Source organism: Methanosarcina vacuolata Z-761 (assembly GCF_000969905.1).
GTDB lineage: Archaea > Halobacteriota > Methanosarcinia > Methanosarcinales > Methanosarcinaceae > Methanosarcina > Methanosarcina vacuolata.
The window spans coordinates 3,968,697-3,983,731 of record NZ_CP009520.1; the positions used below are offsets into that span (position 1 = coordinate 3,968,697).

Genomic DNA, 15,035 nt, shown 5'->3' on the forward strand with positions numbered 1-15,035 from the left:
TATTAAGAAAGGGTTCTTTTTGGGAATCCTTACTTATCTCCTATTTCATAACTCGATTAGTCCATTGGGGTAATAAATTACCTCTGTTCCTTTAAAATATATGCCTCCAGGATGTCTGTATCCATTTGACCCACTCCAGTCAAAATTCAGCCAGTACTGAAGTTTCCCATCTTTAAGTTCTCTTCCTGAGTACCAGATATTTTCAGCATAGTAATATCTGCCCTGTAAATACCTGAGGATTTCAGACGCAGTTTCCTTGTCGTCTCCGATGTAAAGTTCAGGATAGGCGTGTCCGTAGCTCTCGTTTGTTGCAGTAACGACTCTTGTATTGAACCCCATATTTTTTAAAAGGGCAGACATGACTATGGAATAGTCGTCACAGTCTCCTTTATAACCTTCTTTTATAGTCTGAGAGGCATCAAAGAAAAACTCGCCGTTTTTTTCATAACGATACTCCCAATGCTTGTTCACGTAATCAAAAACATCACAGGCGTCTTTAATATTGTATCCTGAGGTCTTTCCAGTTATATTGAAAACTTCGGATGCGATTTTCTCATTTTCTGACCCAATACCTCTCTGGAGATTCACGGACAATAGTCTGTATTCCCTGGGATATACGACGTTTGTTTTTTCTTCATGATAAGTAGGAACCTCTGGTATTTCAGAAGACGTCGAATCGACCAGGTATACAGTGCTCTCATTCTTTTCGGTCTTATTCTGGTCTTCCAATCCTGTCTCATCATACAAAGGGTTATTCGTTCCGTTAGGTGTTAAATTCTGTAAATCCTTTGCCAGATCTTCGGAGTTTAGACCTGCAACAGGAATATTATCGGTAGCGTCAGGATATATACATCCGGAAGCAAATGCAAAAAGAAGAAGTAGACTTAAAAATTTAAAATAGTTCATCCTGATCACTCTGTCGACTTCCTGGATACATATAATTGAAATAAAATACAGTGCAAAGAAGGTATTAATTTATAATGCAGATTTTGTAGCTATAAACCTGCAAAGTATAAATTTGTAACCTTAATTCCCAAATTTTAAGCGCATACTTTTTGTATCCCTATTTTGCTCATTTAATTCGTGTGCAGATGCATACTAACTTACTCATTTCCAAACAACAATTCAAAAACTATCTATACTATTATGCGCTTATTATATAAGCGCATGAAGTCTATCCTCCGCATCAAGAAAATAAATGGAATTGAGTACTGGTACGAAGATATTCCTTATTACGATAAGGAAAAGAAACAAATTCGCCATAAATCCAAATATGTTGGCAGAAACATAAACGGTAAACCTGTTAGAGTTCGTGACGCATTAAACTCTTCCGATGAAATCGTGCAAGATGAGACTTCTTTCGTTTCCAGCAAACCTGTAAATGCTTATAACTATGGTGAGTTCCTTCCATTACAGAAAATAGTAGAAGAACTCAAAATTGAAGAGTATCTTGGTGATCTGTTCAATGAAAAAGACAGGAACATGATACTTTCAATGGCACTTAATCGTGTAATTCGTCCTACAGCTATGTATAACCTTAAAACCTGGTATGAGAATTCTGTTCTTTCTCTCCAGTGGCCTGAGTTACCCTTGAAAAGTCAAAACATCAGTAATCTACTTGCAAAAGTAGGTAATAGCGACATTCCATCCATGTTTATGGGTAAAATGTTTAGAAATCTTGGGACAAAACGCACATTAATGTACGATCTTACCAGTTTATCGAGCTACTCACAACTAATTAATCTTCTTGAATACGGATACAATAGAGACAATTGCGATCTTCCTCAAATAAATCTCTCCATGATTGTGGATAAGGAAAAAGGAATTCCGGTGATGTATGACATCTATCCTGGAAGTATTGTAGACGTTACAACTCTTAAAAATACTCTAAAAAAGATAGAAGCTCATGGAATGGAAAACTATACACTGGTAATGGATAGAGGCTTTTTCAGCAAGGGAAACATTGAGGAATTAGTAAAGGAAAAGATTCCTTTTATTATGCCAGCTACAATGGCACTTAAAAGTGTCAAAGAGCTTATGAGTTCAGTACAAAAAGACATCGAAAGTCCGGATATCTTCATAAGTTTCACAAAAAACCAATATTTGTAAAGCCAGTGACTCTTGAGGAAAAGGAATTCAAGATCAATGGATACTGTTTCTATGATCCAAAGAGAGAAATGGAAGAAAAAAGCACATTTTACTCCCGTCTTTATGATATGAAGGAAAAACTGGAAGAAACAGCAATACCAGGATGGAGAAATGCGGCAGAGGTGTTCAAAGAGAGAGCAAGGGAAATGGCAAGTTTCTATTCGTGGAAAAAGATAGATGACCATTTCAAAATCAATATCAAGAAAAATGCAGTATCGCAGAGAATAAACAGAATGGGGAAGTTTTTCCTTTTTTATTATGGAGAACGTGATTGGGTAGAATGTCTCACTTACTACAGAGAAAGAGATATTGTTGAGAAAGGATTCAAAGTAATGAAAAATGATATTCAGTCGCTTCCACTAAACACAAACAAAGATTCAACAACAAAGGGATTCATTTTTGTCTGCTTTATCGGACTAATTATTAGAATGAAGCTACTGAGTATGATGAAGGAAACAAAAATTATTGAGGATTATACAGTAGAGAGTTTACTTTTAGCCTACATTCGGCAGCAAGCACATCCCAACATTGAAATATCTTTAATTGTTATTTTTTGTAGGTTCAGTTAATAACCAGTATCATACGGACTATGTATATAGCAGGGTTTGTCTTTTATCTCAATTACTATAAATATATATTAATTATATCATGGTTAACATTTAGTAATTTTTGATTTAAATGGAAATTCAAAAGTTCTGAAAAAAACGATATCAATAGAAAAATTGAATGGATTTTTATGTCGACCTGCCGAAAGCAGGTTTTAGAGCTTGAGAAGATCAGAAAAGTAGAACTGCAAAATGGAGAGGTAATAGTTACAGAACTCACAAGAAAGCAAAAAGAAATTATGGAAAAATTGAATTTATGCGCTTAAAAAAGCGGAAGTCAGGTTATAAATACACTACATAGGTGCTTTTGCCTGCTGCATAAGAGTCCAATAAACCCGCGTTTAATTAAAAACTGAGATAGGAAAAATCATGAGATCTGAAAATTTACTGCAGAAAGTGGGATGATGAATTAAGGTTAGGAAAAAATTAATATTTTAATCATCGAGTTGAACTGCTCTATATGTTTGTTCAGCACCTCCATATTTTACTATCAAATGTTTGAATAAAGGTCTAGCCTTTTCATTTTTTTCGATATATTTTTTAATATTTAGGATATTTACTTTTTGTTCAGAAGATAGGTCATCGCGCAGTTTGCCAATATTATTGTAAGCAAAACGTAATAAATGATTACCAAGAATTGGATTGTTTTCAAATATTGCTTCAAATTCAGGCTGAGTTATCTGAAGGAAATTATCTATTAGTTCTATTTCAATTTCTCTCTTATCTCTATATTTACTTAACAGTTCAACTAATTGTAATTTTTCCACCAATGAATATATTTTAAATTCACTATTAGTTCTCAAGTTATGAATTATACTAATATTATTTGAATACAATTCCAAAAATTTCATTTGAATTTCTTCTTCTTCATCAACTAGAAGCAACATTGATTTGTCTATGATTTTTGGAGGCAACAAACTAAAGCATTTATCAAGTGAATTTACAAATATTGCTCTGTGTTTTGGATCTTCTGATGAAATTACAGCCTCCACACAAGAATAAAATAACGGAGATTCTCCAAACACTTCGACTCTTCTTATCATGTGTTCAAGGGCTATGGCCTTTTCGTCAATGTCTTCACTTTCTGCTGAGATAAGTAGTAACTTATCCAAATCTCTATTTACTGTTCCATAATTCTCAATTATACGTAACTGAACAAGATCCAGTTTATTATCTAAGTCATCCAATACATTTGTTAAATTTTCTTTTAATGTTGCCCACCAATGAAGCAATCTTGACTCCTTTTTTATGGCGTACCAAAAAGCTTCATGGTAAGAAGGGTGAACAAAGTCAAATTTATCTATTTCTGAATTTTTTTCTCTACTTTCCAAAAGTATCATATCAAACTTATCTTTGTCAACTGAAAATGAACTAGGAGGAATACTAAATATGTACTTTTTTTTATATAGAAACGCTAAAGTCTCTCTATAGGCGTCTTCAATATTTACTTTAGATACAGAATCATTTATAAAGAGTATGTTTGAGGTTGATTGGACCTCTACCCACAATAGGAAAATTTGTTCATGGTCAGATAAGCTAGCCATCCATTCTCCCAATGCCCTTATCATTTCTTTGGATTTCTCTACATGCTGAAGCACTTCTTCTAAAGAAGTAAGTCTTTCTGAAGTTCTTACAAAGAATTCTATGTTGTGGGGAGCTGGAAGCATTTCAGGTAACTTTTCATCTAGTACCCAAACTACTTTTTCGTCAGTTGACCAAAGAGGTTTGTAAAACTGAGTATACCTATGTAGTATATCTACAAGAACTTCTGATTTATACGAAGTATGGACTCTCAGATCTTTTTCAAGTTCTTCAATGTCTTGGCAATCTTGTTCAGCCAGAGCTTCTCTAAAAATATTCAATCTAGTGGTTACAATAATTCTCAAATGCTCATACTGCTTAGATAAAATCAAAAACTCACTTAGTCCTTTGGCAAAATCATTTGTTCTACGCTCCATCGTTTCGCCAAAGGGATCATCAAAATGAATGATCACAGGATTTCCCTGTTTAGAAGATATTAAGAATAAAAGAAGCTTTTTAAGGCTTCCTTCGTTTTCATGAAGCAGTGTTATTAGATTATCGTGTCTTATATGCAGTGTTTCATAATCTTTTTGATAATATTCCCAAAGCAGATGGATTGCAGTAAATGTCTTACCTAAATGAGGCTCTCCAATTATGAATATTACATGATCTTTTTCTAACTTTGAACATATATCATTATACTCTGTAGGTTTTACATAGAGAGATGTTAAATTTTTATAACGACTTTGAGGGTTTTCTAATTCCTTTGCAAAACCAATCTTTCTTAAAAATCCTTCTATCGATGGTTCCGAATCTGAAGCGTTGCTTCTTTTTTCTTCAAGTTCTACATATTTCAATAATTTATCAAAAAAAGTATCAAATTTTCCATCGTTTCCATCTATTGTTTTGCCTTTACCGCGAACTATTAGTATCTGGCAAATTCTGCTTTCGGCTTCTGGTTTTGAAGGTTTTACAAAATATATTTCTTTTCCTTCATCTTCAAAAAGCAAATCGATGTCTCGGTCTTGTCCACTATACCCTACAATAATTAGGTTTTGGTTAATTAATTGAGATAGATTTGGCTTTATTTCCTTTTCAAAATCAAAGATTTCCTCTTGTCTAAAAGCATAACTTTTTGGTGATTCTAGAGTACCATGTAACTTAACTATCTTCAGAGGATTACGGGATGAACTAAGTTGATCCACTATTTCTTCATGTCTGTCTCTCCCGTTTACAACTATGATAAAATCACCTGGTTGATATCCTGAATTGTTTAGGGCTTTTTCCATTAAATTATCCAAATTTGTTGAAAGGACTGTCTTAATAAAGCCTTTTTTTATCAGTTTAACTAGGCTATCATATCCTTCTGAAGGAATTTTGTCTTCCCATAGATGTTTTCTAAGTATTGAATATTGGTTATCGTGATCTAATAAGCTCCATATTTCAAAAAAACGGGTACGTTTCTCTTTGTTTATCTCATTTCTTAAGAGCTCTCCGAATCTTTCCTCTTTTTGGGTGGCGTCTTTAATCTCTTTTTCCCATATATCAAACTCTGACTTAGCATGTTGTTCCAAAACGTCATCAACAATTTGCACCATTCTTGAGCATCCAGAACTTATTGATGCTCCAGCACCGAGAAATAATATATACGGATCAGTACCGGAAATTTTTCTTGAAACCATGCTGCTAGCTAAAGCTCTTATAGAGTCTGACATATAGAGCACCATTATTTTGTTTACAAATTAATATCAAATGAGAAATACTACTTCTAAAACGTTACGATTTTTCACTGTTTCTTAATATAAACTTCAAAATAGCCACCTAATCGAAGAATTTGGTAAGTTATATTCGAAATATAATAAAAAAGTGATTTAAAAACAGGTTGCTTTTAAATTTAGAAGTCTCGATACACTCTCTTTCTCGAATCGACGCTGACTATAATTATGATAATCTCTTATAGTCAATCCGATAGAGAATCCTGAAATCCCCAACTCTTATTCTAAAAAGCTTTTCGCTGATGCCGTAGATTCTTTTAGCATCATGAGGAATAGGGTCTTCAGCAAGTTTTTCAATGGCTTTGATGATTCTCTGGCTGTTTTTGGAATCGAGTTTTTTGATGAAATTCTTTGCAGGCGTGTCCAGAAAAATTTCAAACATATTAGATTCCCAGTTCTTTCTTGAACTCCGAAAGGGAAATCAGTTTTTCTTTTTTCTGGTGCTCATAGCTTTTATCTACGAGCTTTCTTTCCTTATCAGTGAGTATACAGTCTACGTCCACCATATGTTCTCTTATGTCTGTCAGTTGTTTTTTGATAGAATCGAGTTCCTTTATTACTTTCTCCTCAAAATCAGCCTCAGCCATAATAAATGGTTAATATGAATCTCATTTATAAGTATGCTTTCTTGGTATACCTGTTTTTCTTTCAAGGTTTATCTTAATGGTAGAAAATCATACTTCCTAAACTAAACGAACATGAAATTCTTTGAATAACAGGCACAAAGAAATGAAAGTACTTTTATGAAAGTACTTTTTACCTCAACCTTTTTTGACTGTAGATCCCATCATTATCTTAGGCAGTAAGGTTGTACTTATTTTGGTTCTTCGAAGCCGTAGCTAAACTAACCAGTGAATTGCCATCGAAGGCTCAAATGTGACTTTGATCACGTATGCTAAATATGATTACATACACCAAACTTTGGATATTTCTTGAAATATAAATTTTATTTCTTTGGGTTTAATCGGAAGAGATATACACTATTCAAAAGTTACTCTCCAACATTATAAAACAGTGAGTAGATATTGGAGGCATTAATACGATAAAAAACAAAACATTTGTTATCTTTTTGGCTATTTGTTTAATTTTGGGTACCGTTCCTTTTGCTTTGGGTGCCACTGAAAAGGTAAGTGGTTCTACAACCTCGGTTTATATAAGTGCTTTATATGTTGGAGCTCGTGGTGAACAGCCGAATCAAGAGTATGTTAAAATTACAAATAAAGGAACAACATCAGTAAATCTGAAAGGTTGGAAAATTAAGGACAAGGGTGCAAAGCATACCTACACTTTTTCTTCATACAAATTAAAATCTAAAGCTTCGGTAACTCTCAGAAGCGGAAAGGGTAGAAACTCTGGAAGCACGTTGTATTGGAATAAGTACTCCTATATTTGGAATAATGACGGAGATACGGCGTATTTGTATAATGCTCAAGGAAAATTGGTTTCTTCGAAAACTGTAAAGAAATGAGGATTGCCTCATTTCTTCTTTTTTATTATATGAGCTAATCCCAGAACTTAAAAATACTTCACTGAAATTCCGGTAAAGATTGGAAGGCAAGAGCCTGAATTATACGTTTCTGATCGAGCAGGACGAAGACGGGATATATTGCAAAAAGTTCCTGACATACCGGGTTGCTATACTCAGGGAAAAACAGTTGAAAGGGCTATGGAGCATATAAGAGAAACGATACAGGTCTGTCCTTCGCTGAAAAACAGTTCAGACATAATATTGTAACAAGACCTGTTTTTTATCAGAACCTAATTTCCTATTCAGTGATTTTAGTTAAAATTTTCTGTAAACTGTGCTGAGATATCCAGCTCCGATTACAAAAATAATAAGCTGTGACCGTGTAATATTCAACAGTACTCGATATTCTCCTACTCTCAAAGAATAGATAGGTGAATCAGGAGATGTTTTTAATTTCTTGACATGTGAGTAAGGTTTTTCCTTAATCTCAGTAATCGCATCAAAAATTCTTTTTCTAGCTTCAGGTGGCAGTTTATTGATATCCTTAATAGCGCGTGAAGTATACTGAACAGTGTACATTAGTCTATACCTAACATTTTCTTTGCTTCATCTTCGCTATAGTATCTTCCTGCTTTTATGTCCTTCAGGCTTTCTTCAATTCCTTTAATTTCACTGTCTGTCAAGGGCTCACTATCATAAGCCATAGTTGCGATCCTTTCGATAACAGAATTATAAGATTCTTCTCGGTGGGTTTTCAAGCCATTAAGCATCTCTTTTACTCTAGGTTCAAGGCAAACTGTAGTTGTAGCAGCCATATACTATCCTATAGGATACTATAGATTATAAACGTTTTTAGCTCAATAGGTTGTGTATCAAAGTTATCTAAAATTAAATAGATTCTCTGTCCTTTTAGTGTTACAACAGTTATGATGGAATTATTATAGGCCTTAAAACAGTCACCAAAATTTCCACCACTTTTTTCTCCCCAGGCACTTCAATCTGCTTGACTTCGACGTTTTTGAAGCTGAAGAACTTGAACATAATATGAACGGCGCAATAAGAAGATTTAATGAAGTTGGGTAAAATCATAATAAAAAATATTTAATAGAAGATTATTCCTGATTTATAACTCTCGATATACCCCGCTTTCTCAAAAAGATTTTTCCAGAACTTATATCAGAAAAACATAACCATAACATAACTTATAATACCTCTCCTCTAAATCTTTATTGTTACAGATGAACTTTTAAGGGAGTGTATATGAAAAAATACATCTACATCGCATTGTTTATTTTGCTAGTTGCACTGTTTGTCGGGGTTTTAGCCGGGTCACAAAACGAAGAAAATGTTTCTCAGGCTCAATCAAACTCACTGAAAAATCCTCTTAAGTCCGTATCCCAGGATATTGCATGGGCAGCTAATGTCCAGAAGCATTTGAAGATACTTAATGCAGATCTGAACGGTGTATCCAGCGCTGCAAACACTTCTGATTATACCACACTCGCAGATTACGCCGAAAAAATAGTAAATGATACTCAGAACGCCATGGATGAAAATGATCAATATACCGTATCTTCCAAACTCCAGGATGCGCAGAAAGAATGGAGAGCGGCTCTTCAGGACTATAACTCTGCAGGCCAGTCATTGTTGCAGGGAGCAAATGAAGCGAAAAACGGTACTATAGGAGCTGAAAATTTCCAAAAGGCCAGAACATTTCGCGATTCCGGTACAGATCATCTTAAGAAAGCATCTGAGTTAGCAGGAATAACATAAACATATTTCTTTTTTGAAGAAAGAACCTGTGAAGAAATATATGAAACAATACAATTTTAAGTTAATTTAATAACACTTTTATAATCTATCACATGTATGGCTGTATGAAATCGGAATTTCTTAAAATCAACTTTTTGTTGCAAGTGAAGAAAAAAGGTTTTGTACATAGTGGTGTGATTAATGAAAATTAAAGAGATATTAAAACCGGTAATTTTTGTACTTTTTTCACTTCTGGCAGTTTCAGGGGTTGCTCTTGGTGCATGCCAGAATAATAGCCAGAATAATAGTTTGATAGGAGAACTTTCAACGGTTGATGTTTTTCATCCTCCGACAGACAGTAGTATGATGCCCCTATACAATGAGTGGCATTACTTCAATGTAATAGATGAAGAACAGAACCTTTCAATCATCTGTACATTTAAATTAAATGGGGTCTTTAATTCCTCTTCTGTTCTTCTTGGTTATGATACTGGCGACGAGAATTCCAATGCCTCTTTTGGATCATATCCAATAGGTATTGCAGAATACTCTTCTCAAACGCCAAATGTTACGATAGCTAATAGTACGGTCAGGCTGACTCCAGAGGGATATTCTGTGCACGTAGAATCCGATGACGGATCTACGGTCTTCGATGCATTATTTAAACCGGAGGTAGAGCCGTCCCCAGAGTTTAATGCTTCTGGTTTCTCTACAGTACCGGGAGAAGTTATCAACTGGATAGTAGCTTCATCAAAAATGAAGGTCAACGGAGAACTTTCTGTTAATGGGAAAAAATATATCCTGAAAAACGAAAGAGGTTACCATGATCACAACTGGGGATACTGGTCTTGGGGAGATGATCTTGGATGGGACTGGGGTCAGGTTACTCAGACCAAGAATGGTTTGAATGGAAATGATGTCGGAAAATATTCAATTAACTTTGGGAACATCACCGATGCTGGATATACTCAATCATTAAGATCGGTCTTGAACATATGGAAGAACAGGGAAATCGCTGCTACTTTTAATGATAAGGAGATCCAAATCATGCATTCGAACTTTATATATGTCAATGAGCCCGTTCCGATGCCATACTTAGGTGCTTATATGCCGGCAGGTTCGTTCCCTCTGCCTCTTAACACAGATATACTTGTCTCATCCGATTCTGGTGATCGTCTAAATATAGAGTTTACAACCACCTCGGAACATTCTACTCCACTTCCAGTATCTGTACCAACAATTGATGAAAATGGAAACGTGACACTTAAATATCGTGTAATCTGGGAGATGATTGGAACTTACCACGTCAATGGAGAAATTGACGGGAAACCGGTTTCATATGTTGCAGATGGATTTATGGAATACGTAACTGGAGATTCCGTTTCACCCGTATCTCAGTAATGAATGGAGAAATTCGGATAGGCAATATAATTTGGTTGATTTACAGCTATAGTTTTCCAACTATAGTTAAAAACGGATTTTTAAACTTTTTTATTTTTTATAGCCAGGTGATTCACATTCGCTCCTTTTTATTCTTCCAAATATTTCTCTGGGCAGCAGTCAATTTCCTCATAGCTAACGATCTTGTTCTTTACAAATTATTGTAAAAGCAGTGCAGTCAAAGTATCTGAGGTATTGTGGAGCCGAAATCTAACAAAAAGGCATTAATACAAACTTATTTTTAATTTCTAAGTCGCAATATATACGCTTTCTCAATTATTTCTCAAAACGATTTTTTCCATACCTTATTAAAAATGTTATTGGATGACAGGAATAACGAAATCTTGTGCAATTTTTATCCCGACAAAATTAAGTTACACCAGAAAATCACTGAAGTCGATCTCTTTACCCATTCTCAACTGATTTCGGAGAAGAGTAAGTTTGCGATCTATTTTTTCGAGGCTCTTCAGGTACTTTTTCTCATTCAGCGTGGTTTTTATAAGTTTTGAAATCCCGCCATTTTGAATGACCAGCCGCTGATCTGCCGATAGAGCCAGAAGAGGGTCATGAGTACTGATTAAAACAATCTTATTATTACTTACCAGAAGCTTCAGAGATCTGACCTTGTCAACGCCTGCATTCTCAATCTCATCGATCAAAACAACAGATGCCGGACTGAGAAGTGCGGTATCTGCAATCATCAGAGCGCGTGATTGACCTCCTGAAAGCTCTGTAACAGGAGTTTCCCTGCTGAAAGGTTCTCCTGCCAGGATGTTTGCAGTATCATATATTTTCTGAACAATACGAGAAACCTCATCAACCATACGGCTCTCCGCATGCATGGTCAGAAACTCCTCGACACTTAGGTCCATAACAAAGTTCATGTTCTGTGAAAGCTGCGCAATAAAACGCCCCTCGGTTGAAAAACGCTCCTCGTCACCTGGAGCCCGGCCATTAACCAGTATTTTCCGGCCGGTTGGAGTGTCCTCCTGAGCCAGAGATTCAATATCAGCCAGAAGACGTGACTTGCCTGATCCTGTCGGGCCGACTATTGCTGTAACCTCACCCTTTTTCAGATTTACCGAAAAGGCTTCATTTTCACCATTTTTATTACGTCCAGGGAGCACTGTCAGGGATTCAACTGTGGACCCGCTTCCCTGTTGAAGAGCCCTTGCCTGCTCAATAAATAGAAAGAAACCATCAGTAAAAGCAAGAGAGCTGCTTCCCATCTCGATAAAATAATCTTCGCCAAGTATCGAACCCAGCTCTTCCAGTTTCCTGCTCCCGAACTGTGCAGGATCAATTGCAAATGCAGAGAAATAGTCCTCTATCCAGGGCATCATCTTCCTGAGTTCATTTATCGTCATTTGGAGCAAATCTGTCCGCAAGCTCTTCCTTCTCCTCTGAAATTTATTCATTCCATCTGAAATTTATATTTCTTATCTGAAATTTATTCTTCCCATCTGAAAGTTATTCATCCCATCTGAAAGTTATTCATCTCCTCTAAAATTTACCAGCTTTGAAACGCCAATCTGCCTGTCATCCCCGATTTTTCTCTCTCCAAGACAGTATGAACATAGAGCTGCAGGCATAGTAAATCGAAGTGTAGCTCCCTGAAGGGTTTCAATTGTAGAGGTTTTTTCCACAAGTTTTGCAAGATAGAAACTACCCTGTCCTGTAACGCCATTAATCTGGACTATCATTCCCCTGGGATTAACCTGTCTAACCCTGTATGCAAAGACCTCACGCTCTGCCTGGGAGACGATATCCCCTTTAGTAATAACAACGATGTCTGCAAGTTTTAACATGGGACCGATTTTTTTAGGTGTGTTGACACCGCTCAGGTTATCAATAACACAGATTGCCAGAACATCCTTAATATGGGGAGAACAACGGTTGCAAAGACCGGCACTCTCAGTAATCAGAAAATCAAACTTCTTCTCTTTGGCCCACCTGAGGGCTTCTTCAATATTGCTCACAAAAAAGTGGTCAGGACAGAGCCCTCTGGAGAGGCCGGTCTTGACCGGAATATTGTGAGCGGAATAAAGTTCCTCATCCTGAGCCGAGAGACAGTCGAATTTTACCACACCGATTGTAAAACCCTTTTGTCTAAGCTCTTCGATGGTCTTGATAATGATACTGGTTTTTCCTGATGAGGGAGGACCTGCCACCGTAACAAGCCTCACACCATGCCTCCGGTCTCATAAAAATGTTCATTGAAAACCACTTCAACCTCTTTTTTAAGTGTTCCTATGTCAGTATTCATCAGGAAGTCCCAACCCAGCCAATAGAGTTTGATTCCTTTAAGATTATTCTCAACTTCGGGGTTTGTTGTCGGGAAAAAGGCTCGGGCAGAGATTTTACCAAACTCTTTTCCACAGAGGAAATCCGTGATCTCCTTAACCCGTTCTACTGCACTTTTTTTAACCAGCATCTGCACAGGGCTTACAATAGCTCCTTCTGAAGGTATATTGATCGTTATCCGGGATTTGTCCTGAATTTTCCTGGCAAAGAAGAGAGGCATGATATACATTGGGGGTACATCATCTTTTTTGCTGTCTATCATTTTGACCATCTCGGATGGATGGATTCCCGTATATACTGATGAAGCAAGTTTTTTAATTCCCTCCATGCCGTACAGCCGATAGAACGGGAGCAGTACTCCATTACAGAAAAAGCCGTCCTGTCCCCGCATAACAACCCTGTTCCGGTACTCATCTTTCAAGATATCTTCCCAGGATTCCGGTTTGGGGTTATCCTTCATGAGTTCATCTATTGTAACCAGAACAAGAAGGTTTGCAGAGATCATGGTAAACTGGCCGCGAGGATCCGCAAAACCGATGGATTCAAAATCACGGTTCATCGGGGATGAATTGAGAGTTACAAAATATTCCTTATTGAGAAAATTCTCCTGGAAGGGTTTATGGTAAAAGCTGTTAATATCAGAACTGACTATTATGTCCGGCAGTTCGTCAATCGATGTAACCAGATCGATATAGGCATAATATGAGAGCTCATGATTGACATTACCTTCTACAAGAGAATGGAGCACATTATTTATTTGCCTGCTGTATTCGGATGAAAAGTCATCAAATGCACGGTTAAAGGGCATCTTCATGCCGCATGGCAAAAGGGCAAGAAGGGTCAGCTCTTTTTGTCGTTCCGGAGAATCTGCAAGGGTAAAATCTCCTTTTGCTTCATTGGACACAACAGCCTGATTCAGGAGCTCAATAAAAGAGTCTTTGTTCACCGATACCATTGATAAAGCTGTTTTCAATTTTAGTAAAGGGCCAAGTTTTTCGAGAACTTCCTTATTTTCAAATTTCTCCATTCCATGCTGTTTAAATATTTTTAGCAAAAAAGGATATTCACTTAAGATCTGGTATATACTCATTGTTTCATCAATTGCTTTCATATCATTCCACCTGATATGTTTTTGAGTAATATCTTATCTCCCTTCATGACATTAAAATTAAAATTTTTAATGATGATGTTTCTCTTAAGGAAAAACTTATGTTATCAAATATTATCAATTCCACATTTATACCAGTCTTTATTTTTTGTTCTGTTTTGTGGAATATCAATTATTTCAATAAAGATACAAACATATAAATATTACTATCTCGGAAGTAATATTCCGATAAGATTTACAAATTGGCTCATCGCCTGTTCCATTTTACATTCCGATTTTTGACTCTGTTCCAAAATCCAGTGATTTTTGAATTTCTTGATTGAAAATCTGACTTAACAAGAAGAATCCGGCATTCAATAAAATCAATATTCGATATCTTAAGACTTCAACAATCCAATACTCCAATACATTTGTGTATATTTCGCCATCTTTTCAGGAGAAGCGGTTTAAGGAGAAGCGGTTTAGTTTCTTACACGAGAATAGATTCTTCTGCTAATGATCAGTGTCAGCATTGCTGTCTATAATAGTATTCTAAAAACGTATGCAAGAGATGGGATTTTATGTTAACCAATGACCAATGAAAATTAATCTAAATTTTGGTTGTTCCATAATAAATTAAAAAGTATCGCAACTAGACTCAGTACCAAAATCCAGTGATAAACGTGAAATTGAAAATCACTAGATTTTGTAATTGGTTATAATCCATTAAATACGTCCTCTCGATGGAAGTCTTTCGATATCAAATATTGAGTTTGATTGAAGAACGAATTCTTCCTGCAAGTTCATGATTTCAATCGAAAAATACAAAAATCACTAGATTTTGGACCAGAGTCCGCAACTACCCTAACATATGCATCGCTGAATTGTTCCTCTTGCATATTAATATCCGCTGTCAACCCTTAAGAAATAAACAC

Annotated in this window: 14 protein-coding genes and 1 pseudogene; 6 read left to right on the forward strand and 9 right to left on the reverse strand. The window is 36.0% G+C overall.

Going from position 1 to position 15,035, the window contains the following annotated elements:
- Positions 1 to 45: 45 nt before the first annotated feature.
- Positions 46 to 906: a transglutaminase-like domain-containing protein gene (locus MSVAZ_RS16295; RefSeq protein WP_084626252.1), complete on the reverse strand. Its 861-nt coding sequence runs from the start codon at positions 904 to 906 to the stop codon at positions 46 to 48.
- Positions 907 to 1,167: 261 nt separating this feature from the next.
- On the opposite strand from MSVAZ_RS16295, the pseudogene MSVAZ_RS21960 reads away from it, so the two are divergent.
- Positions 1,168 to 2,645, forward strand: a pseudogene (locus tag MSVAZ_RS21960) (IS1634 family transposase); the annotation flags it as partial.
- A 239-nt stretch (positions 2,646 to 2,884) separates the two neighbouring features.
- Positions 2,885 to 3,019, forward strand: coding sequence for a hypothetical protein (locus MSVAZ_RS21610; RefSeq protein ID WP_269746783.1), 135 nt, complete (start codon positions 2,885 to 2,887; stop codon positions 3,017 to 3,019).
- Positions 3,020 to 3,187: 168 nt separating this feature from the next.
- Here MSVAZ_RS21610 and MSVAZ_RS16305 read toward each other — a convergent pair whose 3' ends face one another.
- The 3 genes from MSVAZ_RS16305 to MSVAZ_RS16315 form a co-directional block, all read right to left on the reverse strand.
- Complete coding sequence (locus MSVAZ_RS16305) at positions 3,188 to 5,989, reverse strand: nSTAND3 domain-containing NTPase (protein WP_198146759.1); 2,802 nt, start codon at positions 5,987 to 5,989, stop codon at positions 3,188 to 3,190.
- Positions 5,990 to 6,215: 226 nt separating this feature from the next.
- Positions 6,216 to 6,431, reverse strand: a complete 216-nt coding sequence (locus tag MSVAZ_RS16310; RefSeq protein ID WP_048122683.1) for a type II toxin-antitoxin system RelE family toxin — start codon at positions 6,429 to 6,431, stop codon at positions 6,216 to 6,218.
- A gap of 1 nt (position 6,432) precedes the next feature.
- A complete protein-coding gene (locus MSVAZ_RS16315) occupies positions 6,433 to 6,636 on the reverse strand; it encodes a hypothetical protein (RefSeq protein WP_048122686.1) in 204 nt (67 codons plus the stop codon).
- A gap of 500 nt (positions 6,637 to 7,136) precedes the next feature.
- Here MSVAZ_RS16315 and MSVAZ_RS16320 point away from each other — a divergent pair, with 500 nt between their 5' ends.
- Both MSVAZ_RS16320 and MSVAZ_RS21615 read left to right on the forward strand, forming a co-directional pair.
- Positions 7,137 to 7,517 carry a lamin tail domain-containing protein gene (locus MSVAZ_RS16320; RefSeq protein ID WP_048122687.1) on the forward strand — a complete coding sequence of 127 codons (381 nt, stop codon included), beginning with the start codon at positions 7,137 to 7,139 and terminating at the stop codon, positions 7,515 to 7,517.
- Positions 7,518 to 7,596: 79 nt separating this feature from the next.
- Positions 7,597 to 7,728 carry a hypothetical protein gene (locus MSVAZ_RS21615; protein ID WP_269746784.1) on the forward strand — a complete coding sequence of 44 codons (132 nt, stop codon included), beginning with the start codon at positions 7,597 to 7,599 and terminating at the stop codon, positions 7,726 to 7,728.
- Positions 7,729 to 7,832: 104 nt separating this feature from the next.
- Here the strand turns inward: MSVAZ_RS21615 and MSVAZ_RS16325 are convergent, their stop codons facing one another.
- Both MSVAZ_RS16325 and MSVAZ_RS16330 read right to left on the reverse strand, forming a co-directional pair.
- The gene (locus MSVAZ_RS16325) at positions 7,833 to 8,096 is read right to left on the reverse strand and encodes a type II toxin-antitoxin system RelE family toxin (RefSeq protein WP_048122688.1); all 264 of its coding nucleotides are present in this window, start codon (positions 8,094 to 8,096) and stop codon (positions 7,833 to 7,835) included.
- Positions 8,096 to 8,332: a DUF7557 family protein gene (locus MSVAZ_RS16330; RefSeq protein ID WP_048122689.1), complete on the reverse strand. Its 237-nt coding sequence runs from the start codon at positions 8,330 to 8,332 to the stop codon at positions 8,096 to 8,098. The genes MSVAZ_RS16325 and MSVAZ_RS16330 overlap by 1 nt, the downstream gene beginning before the upstream one ends.
- 445 nt (positions 8,333 to 8,777) lie before the next feature.
- Between MSVAZ_RS16330 and MSVAZ_RS16335 the strand changes: the two genes are divergently transcribed.
- Both MSVAZ_RS16335 and MSVAZ_RS16340 read left to right on the forward strand, forming a co-directional pair.
- Positions 8,778 to 9,290: a hypothetical protein gene (locus MSVAZ_RS16335; RefSeq protein WP_048122690.1), complete on the forward strand. Its 513-nt coding sequence runs from the start codon at positions 8,778 to 8,780 to the stop codon at positions 9,288 to 9,290.
- Between the two features lie 180 nt (positions 9,291 to 9,470).
- Positions 9,471 to 10,670 (forward strand): hypothetical protein, encoded by a 1,200-nt coding sequence (locus MSVAZ_RS16340; RefSeq protein WP_048122692.1) that lies wholly within the window; start codon positions 9,471 to 9,473, stop codon positions 10,668 to 10,670.
- Between the two features lie 413 nt (positions 10,671 to 11,083).
- Here MSVAZ_RS16340 and MSVAZ_RS16350 read toward each other — a convergent pair whose 3' ends face one another.
- From MSVAZ_RS16350 to MSVAZ_RS16360, 3 genes are all read right to left on the reverse strand, one after another.
- Complete coding sequence (locus MSVAZ_RS16350) at positions 11,084 to 12,076, reverse strand: ATP-binding cassette domain-containing protein (RefSeq protein ID WP_232316138.1); 993 nt, start codon at positions 12,074 to 12,076, stop codon at positions 11,084 to 11,086.
- 123 nt (positions 12,077 to 12,199) lie between these two features.
- Positions 12,200 to 12,895, reverse strand: a complete 696-nt coding sequence (locus tag MSVAZ_RS16355; RefSeq protein WP_048122698.1) for a GTP-binding protein — start codon at positions 12,893 to 12,895, stop codon at positions 12,200 to 12,202.
- Positions 12,892 to 14,124, reverse strand: a complete 1,233-nt coding sequence (locus tag MSVAZ_RS16360) for an ABC transporter substrate-binding protein (RefSeq protein ID WP_048122699.1) — start codon at positions 14,122 to 14,124, stop codon at positions 12,892 to 12,894. Before MSVAZ_RS16360 ends, MSVAZ_RS16355 begins: the two co-directional genes overlap by 4 nt.
- Between the last annotated feature and the right edge of the window lie 911 nt (positions 14,125 to 15,035).

Excerpts from the sequence above, each read along its gene's own strand:
- MSVAZ_RS16350 (WP_232316138.1), bottom strand. The coding sequence starts at position 12,076 with ATGACGATAAATGAACTCAGGAAGATGATGCCCTGGATAGAGGACTAT.
- MSVAZ_RS16330 (WP_048122689.1), bottom strand. The coding sequence starts at position 8,332 with ATGGCTGCTACAACTACAGTTTGCCTTGAACCTAGAGTAAAAGAGATG.
- MSVAZ_RS16360 (WP_048122699.1), bottom strand. The coding sequence starts at position 14,124 with ATGAAAGCAATTGATGAAACAATGAGTATATACCAGATCTTAAGTGAA.
- MSVAZ_RS16325 (WP_048122688.1), bottom strand. The coding sequence starts at position 8,096 with ATGTACACTGTTCAGTATACTTCACGCGCTATTAAGGATATCAATAAA.
- MSVAZ_RS16295 (WP_084626252.1), bottom strand. The coding sequence starts at position 906 with ATGAACTATTTTAAATTTTTAAGTCTACTTCTTCTTTTTGCATTTGCT.
- MSVAZ_RS16315 (WP_048122686.1), bottom strand. The coding sequence starts at position 6,636 with ATGGCTGAGGCTGATTTTGAGGAGAAAGTAATAAAGGAACTCGATTCT.
- MSVAZ_RS16335 (WP_048122690.1), top strand. The coding sequence starts at position 8,778 with ATGAAAAAATACATCTACATCGCATTGTTTATTTTGCTAGTTGCACTG.
- MSVAZ_RS16340 (WP_048122692.1), top strand. The coding sequence starts at position 9,471 with ATGAAAATTAAAGAGATATTAAAACCGGTAATTTTTGTACTTTTTTCA.
- MSVAZ_RS21610 (WP_269746783.1), top strand. The coding sequence starts at position 2,885 with ATGTCGACCTGCCGAAAGCAGGTTTTAGAGCTTGAGAAGATCAGAAAA.
- MSVAZ_RS16305 (WP_198146759.1), bottom strand. The coding sequence starts at position 5,989 with ATGTCAGACTCTATAAGAGCTTTAGCTAGCAGCATGGTTTCAAGAAAA.
- MSVAZ_RS16310 (WP_048122683.1), bottom strand. The coding sequence starts at position 6,431 with ATGTTTGAAATTTTTCTGGACACGCCTGCAAAGAATTTCATCAAAAAA.